12 protein-coding genes are annotated in these 14,721 nt (G+C 66.3%); 7 read left to right on the top strand and 5 right to left on the bottom strand.

Going from position 1 to position 14,721, the window contains the following annotated elements; translation table 11 throughout:
* Positions 1-252 precede the first annotated feature (252 nt).
* A complete protein-coding gene (locus tag THITHI_RS0113490; RefSeq protein WP_018233639.1) occupies positions 253-747 on the top strand; it encodes a GlcG/HbpS family heme-binding protein in 495 nt (164 codons plus the stop codon).
* Between the two features lie 89 nt (positions 748-836).
* On the opposite strand, the gene znuA is transcribed toward THITHI_RS0113490, so the two are convergent.
* Positions 837-1,829 carry a zinc ABC transporter substrate-binding protein ZnuA gene (gene znuA, locus THITHI_RS0113495; RefSeq protein WP_033336953.1) on the bottom strand — a complete coding sequence of 331 codons (993 nt, stop codon included), beginning with the start codon at positions 1,827-1,829 and terminating at the stop codon, positions 837-839.
* Positions 1,830-1,936: 107 nt separating this feature from the next.
* Here znuA and THITHI_RS19090 point away from each other — a divergent pair, with 107 nt between their 5' ends.
* Both THITHI_RS19090 and znuB read left to right on the top strand, forming a co-directional pair.
* Entirely contained in the window at positions 1,937-2,728 is a 792-nt protein-coding gene (locus THITHI_RS19090; protein ID WP_051079944.1) for an ATP-binding cassette domain-containing protein, read from the top strand.
* Positions 2,729-2,773: 45 nt separating this feature from the next.
* On the top strand, positions 2,774-3,574 hold the full coding sequence (znuB, locus tag THITHI_RS0113505) for a zinc ABC transporter permease subunit ZnuB (protein ID WP_018233642.1): 801 nt from the start codon (positions 2,774-2,776) through the stop codon (positions 3,572-3,574).
* Positions 3,575-3,620: 46 nt separating this feature from the next.
* Here znuB and folA read toward each other — a convergent pair whose 3' ends face one another.
* The 3 genes from folA to lgt form a co-directional block, all read right to left on the bottom strand.
* Complete coding sequence (gene folA, locus THITHI_RS0113510; protein WP_018233643.1) at positions 3,621-4,121, bottom strand: type 3 dihydrofolate reductase; 501 nt, start codon at positions 4,119-4,121, stop codon at positions 3,621-3,623.
* A 48-nt stretch (positions 4,122-4,169) separates the two neighbouring features.
* The gene (locus THITHI_RS0113515) at positions 4,170-5,003 is read right to left on the bottom strand and encodes a thymidylate synthase (RefSeq protein ID WP_018233644.1); all 834 of its coding nucleotides are present in this window, start codon (positions 5,001-5,003) and stop codon (positions 4,170-4,172) included.
* A 99-nt stretch (positions 5,004-5,102) separates the two neighbouring features.
* On the bottom strand, positions 5,103-5,894 hold the full coding sequence (lgt, locus tag THITHI_RS0113520; RefSeq protein ID WP_018233645.1) for a prolipoprotein diacylglyceryl transferase: 792 nt from the start codon (positions 5,892-5,894) through the stop codon (positions 5,103-5,105).
* 248 nt (positions 5,895-6,142) lie between these two features.
* Between lgt and THITHI_RS0113525 the strand changes: the two genes are divergently transcribed.
* The 4 genes from THITHI_RS0113525 to cfa all read left to right on the top strand — a co-directional run bounded on the left by THITHI_RS0113525 (position 6,143) and on the right by cfa (position 13,968).
* Positions 6,143-8,179, top strand: coding sequence for a thioredoxin domain-containing protein (locus THITHI_RS0113525; protein ID WP_018233646.1), 2,037 nt, complete (start codon positions 6,143-6,145; stop codon positions 8,177-8,179).
* A gap of 268 nt (positions 8,180-8,447) precedes the next feature.
* On the top strand, positions 8,448-9,527 hold the full coding sequence (locus THITHI_RS0113530) for an efflux RND transporter periplasmic adaptor subunit (protein ID WP_018233647.1): 1,080 nt from the start codon (positions 8,448-8,450) through the stop codon (positions 9,525-9,527).
* Positions 9,524-12,637 (top strand): efflux RND transporter permease subunit, encoded by a 3,114-nt coding sequence (locus THITHI_RS0113535; protein ID WP_018233648.1) that lies wholly within the window; start codon positions 9,524-9,526, stop codon positions 12,635-12,637. Before THITHI_RS0113530 ends, THITHI_RS0113535 begins: the two co-directional genes overlap by 4 nt.
* A gap of 236 nt (positions 12,638-12,873) precedes the next feature.
* Entirely contained in the window at positions 12,874-13,968 is a 1,095-nt protein-coding gene (cfa, locus tag THITHI_RS0113540) for a cyclopropane fatty acyl phospholipid synthase (protein WP_156820646.1), read from the top strand.
* Positions 13,969-14,044: 76 nt separating this feature from the next.
* Here cfa and THITHI_RS0113545 read toward each other — a convergent pair whose 3' ends face one another.
* On the bottom strand, positions 14,045-14,716 hold the full coding sequence (locus THITHI_RS0113545) for a trimeric intracellular cation channel family protein (RefSeq protein WP_018233650.1): 672 nt from the start codon (positions 14,714-14,716) through the stop codon (positions 14,045-14,047).
* Positions 14,717-14,721: the final 5 nt, after the last annotated feature.

Consider the following 14,721-nt stretch of genomic DNA (forward strand, 5'->3'; position numbering starts at 1 on the left):
TTCAATCCCTTCACCCGTGATGTCTGCCGGCCATGGCCGTTCAGAAGCTGCATTGATCCGATCCGGCGTGGTCTTCGTGAGCGTCGTGGCTCAAACTCCGTCGCAACCCGGGCTGCATCGCCGATTCACCCGGGCCGCGCGTCCGATGCGACTGCTATAGTCTTGTGACACTGACATGCGGTTTCTGTGTGCGCACCCCCGTGCTCCGACCGCGTCATCATCGAGGCAACCTTACACTGGAGGAGAAATCACATGACGATCATTCGTTCGCTGTTGCTTGGCACCGCCATCATGACGGCCGGCGCCGCCCAGGCCGATGCCCCGGTCACCCTGGACATCAAGCGCCTGACACTGGAGATGGCGTACCAGATTGCCCACGCCACACTGGAGGCCTGCCGCGCCGAAGGCGTGAACGTGGCTGTCACCGTGGTGGATCGGGGCGGGCATCCCCAGGTGGTGCTGCGCGATACCCTGGCCATGGACCTGACGCTGGAGATCTCGAAGCAGAAGGCCTACACAGCCATGTCCTTCAACGCCCCGCTGTCGGATATGGAGGACCGGTTCACCAAGCCCTTCCAGGTGGGTAAGGTGCAGGGCATCGTGTTCTCGGCGGGCGGACTTCCTATCCATGTGGCCGGCTCCATTGTCGGCGGTGTGGGCGTGAGCGGCGCGCCAAGCGGAGAACTGGACGAGCGTTGCGCGGCCGCCGGCATCGACTCGGTGCAGTTCGAGCTCGAGATGGGATGAAGGGCGAGGATGAAGGATGAAGGCAGGGCATGCCCCTCCCCGATGCTTTCGCTGAAGCAGGGTTTTATTCATCCTTCGTCCTTCATCCTTCATCCTTCATCAATAAGACAGTCGATCAGGCTGTCGGCCATGTTGCGCAGCAGCTGTTCATAGCCCTCGAGGCCGGAGGGGAGGTCCGCGCCCAGGGGGTCCAGGATGCCCGCGCGGGCGGGGGTGCCTTCGGTGACCGTGGCCACGATGGCCGGACGGAACTGAGGCTCGCTGAACACACACAGTACATCGGCCTCCGCGAGGCGCTGGCGGATCTCCTGCACTCGCCGGGCCCCCGGCGCCCGGGACGGATCCACGGTGATGGAACCGGCCGGCGTCAGCCCGAAGTGGCGCTCGAAGTACTGGTAGGCATCGTGGAACACGATGAAGGGACGCCCCTGTACGGGTGCCAGGCGTTGTGCCAGGTCCTGCTCCAGATGCCCCAGCCGCCCCAGCAGCTGATCCATGTTGTCCCGATACGCGCCGGCGTTGCCCGGGTCGCGTTCCGCCAGCATCCCCGCCACATGGCGCACGATGCGGCGTGCGTTCTCCGGAGAGAGCCAGGCATGGGCGTCCGGTGCACCCCGGTCATCGCCATGTGCTGCGGCGTGGTCGTGACCGTGACCGTGATCGTGACCGTGACCGTGGTCGTGGGTCTCCCAGATGCCGCCGCTGCGTACCGGATAGGTCACCAGATCCGCGTCATGCAGCAATGCGATGCGGTGCGCATCCGGCGGCAGCCCGGAAAGGGGGCGCACCAGGAAATTCTCCAGTTCGGGGCCTACCCAGATCACCACCTGCGCCTCCTGCAGGCTGCGCATTCCGGAAGGGCGCAGGGCATAGTCGTGGGGCGATGCGCCGCCGGGTACCAGAAGTACCGGTTCGGAGATCCCCCGGGTCACCCCCATGACCAGATCGTGTATGGGCTTGATGCTGACGACAACGCGCGGCGGTTCCTGGGCCCCGGCGGCGGACATGGCGAGGACAAGGACACACAGGCACAGGACAAGGCGGGAAAGCGGTGTTAGTCTCGGGGCATACCAGCGCGGCATGAGACGGTCTCCATGGGAGTTCGTTTATGGGTGTAATAGTATAACAGCCATGCCCGTCGTCCAGTCGGGCAATCAGACCCGGTGGATTGTCTGTCAAGGAGCCTGCCGTGAGTGGTCGGGAAACAAGCGTTTCAGGCGCGGCGCCTCTGGTGGAGGCGCGCGGCGTGGAACTGGTATTGGGCGGGCGGCGGATCCTCCATCATGTGGATCTGACCGTGCAGCCGGGCCAGATTGTCACCCTGATCGGTCCCAACGGCGCGGGCAAGACCTGCCTCGTGCGGGTGCTGTTGGGCCTGCTGACCCAGACGGGCGGGCGGGTGACCCGTGCGCCCGGTCTGAAGGTGGGTTACATGCCCCAGCGTGTGCTGGTGGACGAGGTACTGCCCATTACCGTGGGGCGTTTTCTCACCCTGGGAGGTCGGGCCGGGCGCAGGCGCCAGCGTGAAGTGCTCGAGGAGACCGGCGTGGCGCATCTGATGGATCAACCCATCCAGTCGGTGTCCGGCGGCGAGATGCAAAGGGTGCTGCTGGCGCGTGCCCTGTTGCGCGAGCCGGACCTGCTGGTGCTGGACGAGCCCGCTCAGGGTGTGGATGTGGGCGGCCAGGGAGAGGTGTTTCGTCTGATTGCCGGGCTGCGCGAACGCTACGGCTGTGGCGTGCTCCTGGTCTCCCACGAGTTGCACCTGGTGATGGCCGCGGCGGATGCGGTGGTCTGCCTGAACCAGCATGTGTGCTGCACCGGCCGCCCCGAGGCGGTCAGCCGCCACCCGGAATACCTCAGGCTGTTCGGCGATCCCTCGGAGGCCATAGGGCTGGCAGTCTATGCACATGATCACGACCACCGCCACGACCTGCACGGCCGCGTGGTAGAAAATGAAAAGCAGCAGGAAACGCCATGAAGCCGCCTTGCCACTTGCCACTTGCCACTTGCCACTGCCTTTAAGATGGACGATTTCATCCTCAGAGCGCTGATGGGCGGCATGGCGGTGGCCCTGGTGGCGGGACCGCTGGGTGCCTTCGTGGTGTGGCGGCGCATGGCCTATTTCGGAGACACCCTGGCCCATTCGGCCCTGTTGGGAGTCGCGCTGGGTTTTCTGCTGGGCATCAGCATGAATCTGACGGTGATCGCCCTGTGCACCGGGCTTGCGGTCCTGCTGGTGCTTCTGCAGCGCCAGCGGCGGCTGGCCAGCGACACCCTGCTCGGCATCCTCGCGCACAGCACGCTATCCCTTGGCCTCGTGGCCGTGGCCTTTCTGGAAGGCGTGCGCATCGACCTCATGGGTTACCTGTTCGGTGACATCCTGGCGGTCTCCCAGACGGACCTGGCGTGGATCTTCGGCGGCGGCCTGCTGGCGCTGCTGTTGCTGGCCGTCCTGTGGCGCCCCCTGCTGGCCATGACGGTGCACGAGGATCTGGCCCGCGTCGAGGGCGTCCCCGTGATGTGGGTCAGTCTGGGTTTCATGCTGCTGATTGCGGTGGTGATCGCCGTGGCCATGAAGGTGGTGGGCATCCTGCTGATCACCTCGCTGATGATCATCCCGGCCGCCACCGCCCGACGGCTTGCCGCCACGCCGGAACAGATGGCGGTGCTGGCGGGCGTGTTCGGTGCGCTGGCCGTGGCGGGTGGGGTGGCCGGATCACTGCAATGGGATACCCCGACGGGTCCGAGCATCGTGGTGGCGGCCGCCGCGTTGTTCGTGGTGGTCTATATCGTGCCTGGGCGGCGGTTTCGTCAAGCCGGCTGAAGCGCTGTGGCGACGCTGGGAAGCAGGAGACCTGCCGCTTCAGGCCTTATACCCTGCCTCTGTCTTCATCGCGCTCCAGCAGGATGAACGTGTACGGATAGGCGTTCCTTTCGTCCGGCCCGTGTTCCTCGCGGCGCACTTCCCGCCAGTCGTCACCGATCCCGGGGAACCAGGTGTCGCCCTCGAATGCGTGGTCGATGCGGGTGAGATGGATCCGGTCGGCCCGGGGCAGCGTGTCCGCAAAGAGCCGGGCGCCGCCGATCACGAACAGCTCAGGCGCATCGCCCGCCGCCCGAATCCCTTCGTCGACGGAATGCACCACGATCGCACCTTCGGCCCGGTAATCCGGGTCGGAAGTGATGACGATGCTGGTACGCCCCGGCAGTGGTCTGCCGATGGATTCCCAGGTCCTGCGCCCCATGAGCATGGGTGCCCCCATGGTGGTGCGTTTGAAGAATGCCAGGTCCGCGGGCAGGTGCCAGGGCAGTTGATTGTTGCGGCCGATGAGGTTGTTGCGGTCGACGGCAACGATGAGGGAGAGTTTCATGTCAGTGGCAAGTCTCAAGTCTCAAGGTTAGCCGGTGTTCCTTGCCACTTATATCGCTACCGGTGCCTTGATATGCGGATGGGCCTGGTAGCCTTCCAGGGTGAAATCCTCGAACCTGAAATCAAACAATGACCTCACCTCCGGATTCAGGCGCATCTCCGGCAGGCCAAAGGGCGCCCGGGAGAGCTGTTCGCGGGCCTGTTCGAGATGGTTGGCGTAGAGGTGCACGTCGCCGAAGGTGTGCACGAAATCGCCGGGTTGAAGATCGGTGACCTGGGCCACCATGAGGGTGAGCAGGGCGTAGGAGGCAATGTTGAAGGGCACGCCCAGGAACACGTCGGCGCTTCGCTGGTACAGCTGGCAGGAGAGCCGGCCATCGGCCACATAGAACTGGAAAAAGGTGTGACAGGGGGCCAGCGCCATGCGCCCGGCCCGGGCATTGTCCCGGGGTGATACCCCTTCATCCGGCAGGTCCGCCACGTTCCATGCACTGACGATCAGGCGCCGGGAATCGGGCCGGGTGCGGATCTGCTCCACCACCTGGCTGATCTGGTCCACATGGTGTCCGTCCGGCGTGGGCCAGGCCCGCCACTGATGCCCGTACACCGGGCCCAGTTCACCGTCCTCGGTGGCCCACTCATCCCAGATGCGCACGCCGTTCTCCTTCAGGTAGGCGATGTTGGTCTCGCCCTTCAGGAACCAGAGCAGCTCGTGGATGATGGACTTCAGGTGCAGCTTCTTGGTGGTCACCAGGGGGAAGCCCTGCGCGAGGTCGAAGCGCATCTGGTGGCCGAACAGGGAACGGGTGCCGGTGCCGGTGCGGTCGGATTTCTCCGTGCCCTGTTCCAGCAGCATGCGCATGAGATCGAGGTACTGTTTCATAAGGGTGGATGCCAGTGCGAAGGTTCAATAAGGCTGCCAGACACGGACCATGCCCACCGGACTTCTCCGGATCCGGCGGCGAGGCGGCCACCGCCCACCCTAGGGGTGCGATGGCTGCCGGTAGGCCCAGAACATGATAGCGGCTCCGGCGAGGACCATGGGGGCCGTCAGCACCTGTCCCATGGTCAGCCAGCCGAAGGCGATGTAGCCGATGTGCGCATCGGGTTCGCGCACGAATTCCACCAGGAACCGGAACACGCCGTAGCTGATCAGGAACAGGCCGGAGACGGCACCCACCGGGCGCCGGTGCCGGGAGAACAGCCACAGGATGACGAACAGGGCGAGCCCCTCCAGCGCAGCCTGGTAGAGCTGGGAGGGGTGGCGGGGCAGCATGTCGGCGGCCGGGAAGACCATGGCCCAGGGGAGGTCCGTGGGTTTTCCCCACAGCTCACCGTTGATCCAGTTGCCGATGCGCCCGGTGCCCAGACCGATGGCGACCAGCGGCGCGATGAAATCGGTGACCTGGAAGAACCGGGCGCCCAGCTTGCGGCCGTAAAGCCAGGAGGCCAGCAGCACGCCGATCAGGCCGCCGTGGAAGCTCATGCCCCCTTCCCAGACCCGAACGATCAGCAGCGGGTCCGCCATCCAGGCGCCGAAGTTGTAGAACAGCACATAGCCGATGCGCCCGCCCAGGATGAGACCGATCACGCCGTAGAACAGGGCGTCGCCCACCTGCTCAGGCTTCAGGGGGCTCCATGGCTTGCGGGCGTGGATGCGTCCCACCCACCAGAAGCCGGCGAAGCCCACCAGGTACATGAGGCCGTACCAGTGGATGCTGATGGGCCCCAGGCTGATGGCCACCGGATCGATGAAGGGGTGCGTGGGATACATGGGTCCGCGAGGTTGAAGGTTCAGGGTTCAGGATTCAAGTGCAAGGCCAGAGGATACCCCAAACGCGCTCCCCGAATCCTGCGACTTGAACAGGTCCTTGCGTGGTCCGGAACGGCGCATCGGGATCCCCGGCCCCGTGGATTCCCGGCGGCCATTGGGGTTTCGGGACGGGCGCGGACTGGAGGGCTATAGTGCTCCTTCGGGTTGATCGATCTCCTTCGGCCCGCACCACAGATATGGAACGCCACATGACGTCAAACCACCGTAACCGACTCGCCCGCGAGACCAGCCCCTACCTGCTTCAGCACGCGGACAATCCCGTGGACTGGCACCCCTGGGGTGCCGAAGCGCTGGAGAAGGCACGGGCAGAGGACAAGCCCATCCTGCTCTCCATTGGCTACTCCGCCTGTCACTGGTGTCACGTGATGGCCCACGAGTCCTTTGAGGACGAGGCCACGGCCGAGGTGATGAACCGCCTGTACGTGAACATCAAGGTGGACCGTGAGGAACGCCCGGACCTGGACAAGATCTATCAGACCGCGCACTTCATGCTGAGCCAGCGGGGCGGCGGCTGGCCGCTCACGATGTTTCTCACCCCGGACCAGGTGCCCTTCTTCGGCGGTACCTACTTCCCGGATACGCCGCGCCATGGCCTGCCCGCCTTTCGCGATCTGCTGGAACGCATCGCCGGCTTCTACCATGAGCGCCGCGGCGAGATTGAACGCCAGAACGAGTCCCTGCAGGGGGCGCTGGCGACCCTGTTCACCCCGCAGGGGAGTGATGCGCCCGGTAGCGCCGTGCTGGATACCGTGCGCGCCCAGATCGCTCAGCAGTTCGATGAGCGCGATGGCGGCTTCGGCACGCCTCCGAAGTTTCCCCATCCGTCCACGCTCGAACGCCTGTTGCGCCACCATGCCCATGCCGGTGACGGGAAGGCCCTGGCCATGGCGACGTTCACCCTGGAGAAGATGGCCCGCGGCGGCATGAACGATCAGCTCGCCGGCGGCTTCTGCCGATATTCGGTGGACGGGCAGTGGATGATCCCCCATTTCGAGAAGATGCTCTACGACAACGGACCGTTGCTGGCACTCTACGCCCAGGCGCATGCCGCCACCGGCGATGCCGGTTTCGCGGACGTGGCCGAACGCACCGCCCGCTGGGTCATCGACACCATGCGCGCGCCGGAGGGCGGATTCTATTCGGCACTGGACGCGGACTCCGAGGGTGAGGAAGGCCGTTACTACGTGTGGGAGCCCGATGAGGTGCGTGCATTGCTGCCGGAGGAGGTATATCCCGTGTTCGCCCGGGTCTACGGCCTGGATCGCCCGCCCAATTTCGAGGGGAAATGGCACCTGCACACGTACGTGACGCCGGCCGATCTGGCGCAGGATGCAGGCACGGATGCGGCCACGGTGGAGGCCATGCTGGAGGCGGCGCGCGCGCCGCTGCTCGCGGCACGCGGGAAACGGGTGCCACCGGGTCTGGACGACAAGGTCCTCACCAGCTGGAACGCGCTGATGATCCGGGGCCTCGCCGTGGCGGCCCGGCATCTGGCGCGGCCGGAATGGAGCGATGCCTCCACGGAGGCACTGGACTTCATACGCACGGCGCTCTGGCGTGACGGCCGCCTCCTGGCCACGTACAAGAACGGCCAGGCCCGCCTGCCCGCCTATCTGGATGATCACGCCTACCTGCTGGACGCCTGCCTGGAGCTGTTGCAGGTGCGCTGGCGGGGCGAGGATCTGGCGTTTGCCCGCGAGCTCGCGGACATCCTGCTGGATCACTTCGAGGACAGCGCGCAGGGCGGCTTCTTCTTCACCGCCGACGATCACGAGGCGCTGATCCAGCGTCCCAAGACCTTCGCGGACGAGTCCATGCCCTCGGGCAACGGCATCGCGGCCCTGGCGCTGGGACGCCTTGGGCATCTGCTGGGCGAGCCCCGGTATCTCGCCGCCGCGGAACGCACCGTGCAGCTTGCCGCCCCCTTGATGGACCAGGCCCCCATGGCGCATGCGAGTCTCATCAGCGCCTTCGAGGAACAGCTGTACCTGCCGAAGCTCGTCATCCTGCGGGGTGAGCCGGCCATCATCGAGACCTGGCGCGAGCGCCTGGAGCGGGACTATGCACCGCGCCGCCTGGTGTTCGCCATCCCCGCGGATGCGCCGGACCTGCCCGATTCCCTGGCGGCCAAGGCACCCCGGGGCGAGGCGGTGGCCTATGTCTGCACCGGCACCACCTGCGGGGAGCCGGTGACGGACCTGGAGGTCCTGGTCGGGCAACTCTGATCGAGCAAGGAGAGGCTGTTGTGGCCACAGAGGTCACAGAGAAGAAACCAACAGGGTCGTAGGTTGGGGTGAGCACAGCGAACCCCAACATGGCAGAGGTCTCCCGGGCCTCGGCGTGTTGGGGTTCGTTCCTCACCCCAACCTACCACCGCTCAAAGTCTTTCCTCTGTGTCCTCTGTGACCTCTGTGGCCAAAACAGCCGTTTCACGTCAATACCCCCTGAGCCCCGTCAATGCCGCCGTGAGCTTCAGCGGCTAGACTGTCATCCATGTCCTTCGTCTCCCGAAACCGGTCCGCACTGATCATCGCGGGGGCCGCCCTGCTCCTGGCCGCGTGGATCCTGAGCGGGGTGCTCACCCGGGAGCCCCCGCGTATCAACGAACGGGCGGAGGCCGCACCCATGTCCGTGGCGGTGAGGGAGAGCGAGGCGGGGCCGGTGGAGCGCCTGCTGAGTCTTCAGGGCGAGGTGCAGGCGGATCAGCGCGTGTCGGTGCGCGCGGAGACATCGGGGCGGATCGCGTCGCTGCCCGTGACCCTTGGGCAGGCGGTCAATGCCGGAGACGAGATCGCCCGGATCGCCATGGACGACCGGGAGGCGCGGCTGCGCCGGGCGGAGGCGGCGGTGGCGGGGCGCGAGACCGATTACCGGGCTGCACGGCAACTGGCCCAGGAGGGGCTGCAGGCGCAGTTGCGTGTGGAAACGGCGCTGGCTGAACTGGAGGCGGCCCGGGCGGAGTTGGAGGCCATTCGCCTGGACATCGCCAACACCCGTATCCGTGCACCCATCGCCGGGGTGATCAACCATCGTTACGCGGAGGTGGGGGATTTCGTCAGCAGGGGCGACCCGGTGGCGGAGGTGCTGGAGAACAATCCGTTGCGCGCCGTGGTGCAGGTGCCTCAGCACAGCGTGCACCGGGTGAGCGTGGGTGGTACGGCCCATGTGTTGTTCGTGGACGGCAGCGAGCACGAGGGTGAGGTGCGATACATCTCCGCCCGGGCCGACACCGCCACCCGCACCTTCCGGGTGGAGATCACCGTGCCCAACCCCGACCGCGGTCTGCCCTCCGGGGTGAGCGTGCAGGTGCGCATCCCGGTGCAGCAGGTGATGGCCCATCGCATTTCGCCCGCCCTGGTGGCCCTGGATGACCGGGGGCGTCTGGGGGTCAAGACCGTGGATGATGAGGACCGGGTGGCCTTTCACGAGATCGAGGCGGTGCGTGCCGACGTGCAGGGAATCTGGGTGACGGGCCTGCCCGAGCGCGCACGCATCATCACCATCGGGCAGGGTTTCGTGAATGCGGGCGAGCCCGTGCGGGTGGTGGAAGAGCCGGCGGCCGCGTCCCCATGAAGACCCTGATCCAGGCGGCCCTGGATCGCGCCCGCACGGTCCTGCTGATCCTGCTGCTGATCCTCACCGCGGGCGGCATGGCCTACGTCTCCATCCCCAAGGAGGCGGCGCCGGACATCGACATCCCCATCTTTTTTGTCTCGGTGACCTATTCCGGCATCTCGCCGGAGGACAGCGAACGGCTGCTGGTGCGCCCGCTGGAGCGCGAGCTGCAGCCGGTGGCGGGCCTGAAGGAACTCCAGTCCCGCGCCGGCGAGGGTTTCGCCCTCATCCGCCTGGATTTCGAACCGGGTTACGACAACCGTCAGGCCCTGGCGGATGTGCGCGAGCAGGTGGACCTCGTGAGAAGCCAGTTGCCGCCGGGCACCGACGAGCCGCAGGTGATCGAGGTGGATCTGTCCATGTTCCCGGTGCTTACCACCGCACTTTCGGGCCCCGTGCCCGAGCGTACCCTGGTGCGCATCGCCCGGGATCTGCGCGACCGGCTGGAGGCCCTGCCCGGGGTGCTGGAGGTGAACATCGGCGGCGATCGGGAGGACGTGCTGGAGGTGATGGCCGATCCCCTGGTGATGGAGACGTATCGCATCCCCTATCAGCAACTGATCGAGGCCATCGAGCGCAACAACCGGCTGGTGGCCGCTGGTGCAATAGACACGGGCGCGGGACGGGTGGCGCTCAAGGTGCCCGGCGTGATCGAGTCCCTGGAGGACGTGCTCAACCTGCCGGTGATGGTGGATGCGGGCACGGTGGTCACCTTCGGCGACGTGGCTACCGGCCGGCGCACCTTCAAGGATCCGGACGGTTTTGCCCGCATCAACGGCCAGCCGGCGGTGGCCCTGGAGATCCGCAAGCGCGGCGGCGCGAACATCATCCACACGGTGGACGATGCCCTGGCGGTGATCGAGGCGGCCCGGGCGGACTGGCCCGAGGCGGTGCGCATGGATCATCTGCAGAACATGGCCGATGACATCGCCGACCTGCTGGGGGACCTGGAGAACAACGTCCTCCTGGCCATCGTGCTGGTCATGCTTACCATCGTGGCGGCGCTGGGCGGGCGCTCCTCCTGGCTGGTAGGGCTGGCCATTCCGGGTGCCTTCCTGGGCGGGATCCTGGCCATCCACCTCATGGGCTTTACGCTGAACATCGTGGTGCTTTTCTCGCTGATCCTGGTGGTGGGCATGCTGGTGGACGGGGCGATCGTCGTGGTGGAGCAGGCGGATCGCTATCTGGCCGAGGGCATGGATCGGCGCGAGGCCTTCGGGAGCGCGGCGGTGAGGATGTCCTGGCCCATCATCGCCTCGACGCTCACCACGCTCGCGGTGTTCTTCCCCATGCTCTTCTGGCCGGGCATGGTGGGCGAATTCATGTTCTACCTGCCGGCCACGGTGCTGGTGACCCTCACCGCCTCCCTGCTCATGGCGCTGGTCTTCATCCCCGTGCTGGGCAGCCTGGTGGGCGCCAGGGACGCCAGCCGCCCGGCGCAGGTGGAGCGTATCCGGGCGGCCGAGCGGGGGGATTTCGAGCACATCGACGGATTCACCGCCCGGTACGTGGGATTGTTGCGCCGCCTGGTGGCCCATCCGGGCCAGACCGCGTCCGTGGCCCTGATCCTGGTGGTCGCGGGCTATGCGGCCTACGGCCAGTTCGGTCGCGGCGTGGAGTTCTTCCCCCACGTGGAGCCGCGTTTCGCCCAGGTCCAGATCCAGGCCCGGGGGGATCTGTCCGTATGGGAGGTCGATGCCCTGGTGCGCCGGGTGGAAGCCCGTCTGCTGGACGTGCCGGAGATCGAGACCGTCTACGCCCGCACCATCGGCAGCCCCGCGCAGCGGCTCCTGGCGGATTATGCCGAGGACGTGATCGGGGTCATCCAGGTGGAACTGGTGGACTGGCGTCTGCGCCCGCCCGCCGCCGAGATTCTGGCCCGGTTGCGCGAGGCAACTGCTGACCTTCCCGGCATGGTGTTGCAGTTCCGGGAACAGGAGAGCGGTCCCGGGACGGGAAAACCCATCCAGGTGGAGATCTCCGGACGCGATGCCGGCGTCCTGTCCGGGGAGGTGGGCCGGTTGCGCGACACCATGGACCGCCTGGGTGGTTTCGTGGACGTGGAGGACGACCGGTCACTGCCCGGGGTCGAGCTGCGCGTGGAAGTGGATCACCGGGAGGCGGCCCGGTACGGCGCGGACATCGGTCTGCTGGGCAATGCGGTGCAGATGCTCACCCAGGGCATCCGGCTCGGCGGTTACCGGCCCGACGACGCCGACGAGGAGGTGGATATCCGGGTGCGCTTCCCCTTCGACGAGCGCAACCTGGCGCAGCTGGTGAACCTGCGGGTGCCCACCGCCTACGGTCTGGTGCCGATCAACAACTTCGTGGAATTCAGGCCCGCGCCCAGGACCGGCATCATCAAGCGCGTGGACGGGCGGCGCGCCTTCACGGTGAGTGCCGACGCCGCCCCCGGCCTGCTCGTCGACGACCAGGTGACGCGCCTTCGCACGGCCCTGGACGCGGAGCCCCTGCCCGAGGGGGTCGAGCTGCGTTTCCGGGGCCAGGCCGAGGAACAGGCCGAGGCCGTGAGTTTCCTGGAACTGGCCTTCGTGCTGGCCCTGTTTCTCATGTTCCTGATCCTGGTCACCCAGTTCAACAGTCTGTACCAGGCCGTTCTGGTGCTGTCCGCCATTGTGTTTTCCACCGCCGGTGTGCTGCTGGGCCTGCTCCTGCGCCAGGAGCCGTTCGGCATCGTCATGAGCGGCGTGGGGGTGATCGCGCTGGCCGGCATCGTGGTGAACAACAACATCGTGCTCATCGACACCTACAACGTGCTGCGCCGCCAGGGGCTGGATACGGTGGAGGCGGCGCTGCGCACCGGCGCCCAGCGCCTGCGCCCGGTACTGCTGACCGCCATCACCACCATCCTCGGCCTGTTGCCCATGGTGCTCACGCTCACCGTCGACCTCACCGGCCGGGACTTCAGCATCGGCGCGCCCTCCACACAGTATTGGGTCCAGCTGGCCACCGCCATCTCCGGCGGCCTGCTGGTGGCGACGCCGCTGACCCTGCTGGTTACCCCGGCGATGCTGGCGTGGGGCGATCGGCGGGGGGCGCTGCAATAGGCCATGGCTATCATCAACTTGGGTGATCGCGACTTTACGATCGGTTGTCAGGGTCTATAGTCCTAAGGAGTTCGCCCACGTTGCTGATGCCAGAGGTTGTGGCAGGGAGGCGGTTTGACATGTCGCAGCAGGGTCTCCGTGAACACAGCAGGCACCCGGGTGGCGGTCCGGGTATCCGGCGGGCACCGGAAGCCGGACGTTCGGATCAGGGTCCGCTCGAGGGCGCCCTGGGGATCATGACCGAACTGCTCGCCAGGGCCGGCGTCCGCGTCAACGGCGACCGTCCGTGGGACCTGGTTCTCAAACGGGATGACGTGCCGGAGCGGGTGCTGGCCTACGGGAGTCTGGGTCTGGGCGAGAGCTATATGGACGGCCACTGGACGGCAGAGCGCCTGGACGAATTCTTCACCCGCGTGCTGGGTGCGCAGCTGGACCGGGAGGTGGCCCGTTCGGTGCGGTTTGCATTGCATTTCCTGCGCCACCGTCTATTCAATCTGCAGAACGGACGCCGGGCATGGCAGGTGGGCGAGGCGCATTACGATCTGGGCAACGCCTTCTACGAGAGGATCCTCGATCGCCGCATGACCTACACCTGCGGCTACTGGGAGAACGCATCCAGCCTGGACGAAGCCCAGGCGGCGAAGCTGGATATGATCTGCCGCAAGCTGGATCTCAGACCCGGCCAGCGTGTGCTGGACATCGGCTGCGGCTGGGGCAGCTTCATGCAGTTTGCCGCCGAGCGCTATGGGGTGGAGTGCGTGGGCGTGACCGTTTCCAGATCGCAGGCGGCCTACGGCCAAGCGCGTTGCAAGGGCCTGCCGGTGGAGTTTCGCCTCATGGACTACCGGGAAGTGGACGAGCCCTTCGATCACATTGCCAGCGTCGGGATGTTCGAGCACGTGGGACACAAGAACCACCGGAGTTTTTTCGAGGTCGCGCGCCGCTGTCTCAAGGACGGCGGGCTGTTCCTGCTGCACACCATCGGCAAGACCCGGCGCCACAGCACACCGGATCCCTGGCTCGACCGCTACATCTTCCCCAACGGGGATCTGCCGTCCATGGGTCAGATCGCAGAGGCGGCGGAGGATCTGTTCGTCATGGAGGACGTGCACAACTTCGGCGCCGACTACGACAGGACGCTCATGGCCTGGAACGAGCGTTTCCAGGCGGCCTGGCCCGAGTTGTCCCGCGAGTTCGACGAGCGCTTCAAGCGCATGTGGGAATACTACCTGCAGGCCTGCGCAGGCGCCTTCCGTGCCCGGAAGGTTCAGCTCTGGCAGGTCGTGCTGAGTCCCGAGGGCGTTCCGGGCGGTTACCGCAGACCCCTGTAGGAGGCCCGACCCCGGGCCGAACATATTTGCCTGATCAGACCGCGTCGGTTCGCGGCGGGGTCGCCGCTCCTACACGTCATTCCTTCTTGCGTCTGAGAAAGCGCACCCACCCCTCACGGCTCACCGGGCGCGTGCTCCAGTTGAGCTCGATGGAAAGGATGCGGATGGCAAAGGTGAGGAAGATGGTGAGCCAGCCCGCCAGCGCAACGGCCAGGTCCAGCCACTGGGTCATGGCCATGTAGGCCCCGCTTCCGCCCACCACCGCCAGTGCGTAGAACTGCCCCGGCCTGAGGATGAGCGGCGGGTCGCCCGCCAGCACGTCACGGATCACGCTGCCGCCCACCCCGTTGATAATGCCCACCAGCAGGGCGGCCGGCACGCCGAGCCCGGCGACCAGTGACAGCTCGATCCCCACCACCGCGAATCCGCCGATACCGGCTGCATCGATGATGGCGACACCGCGCCGGTTGAAGAAGGGATGATCCCCGAACATCAGACCGAGGAGCATGGCGAGTACGATCATTCCCAGGTAGGCGGGTTGCGTGGCGAACAGGGGCGGCCCCTGCTGCAGGAAGAGGCCATCGCGGATCAGACCGCCGCCCGCGCCCGTGGCAAGTGCCAGAAAGAACATGCCCACGATGTCGTAGCCCTTGCGGATGGCTACCACCACGCCCGAAAGCGCGAAGACGAATACGGCGCCCAGATCGAAGTACATGGGCAGGGTAAACAGGTCATCCGGAGAAAGCATTCGTG

This window comes from Thioalkalivibrio thiocyanodenitrificans ARhD 1, from assembly GCF_000378965.1.
In the GTDB taxonomy this organism is placed as follows: domain Bacteria; phylum Pseudomonadota; class Gammaproteobacteria; order Ectothiorhodospirales; family Ectothiorhodospiraceae; genus Thioalkalivibrio_A; species Thioalkalivibrio_A thiocyanodenitrificans.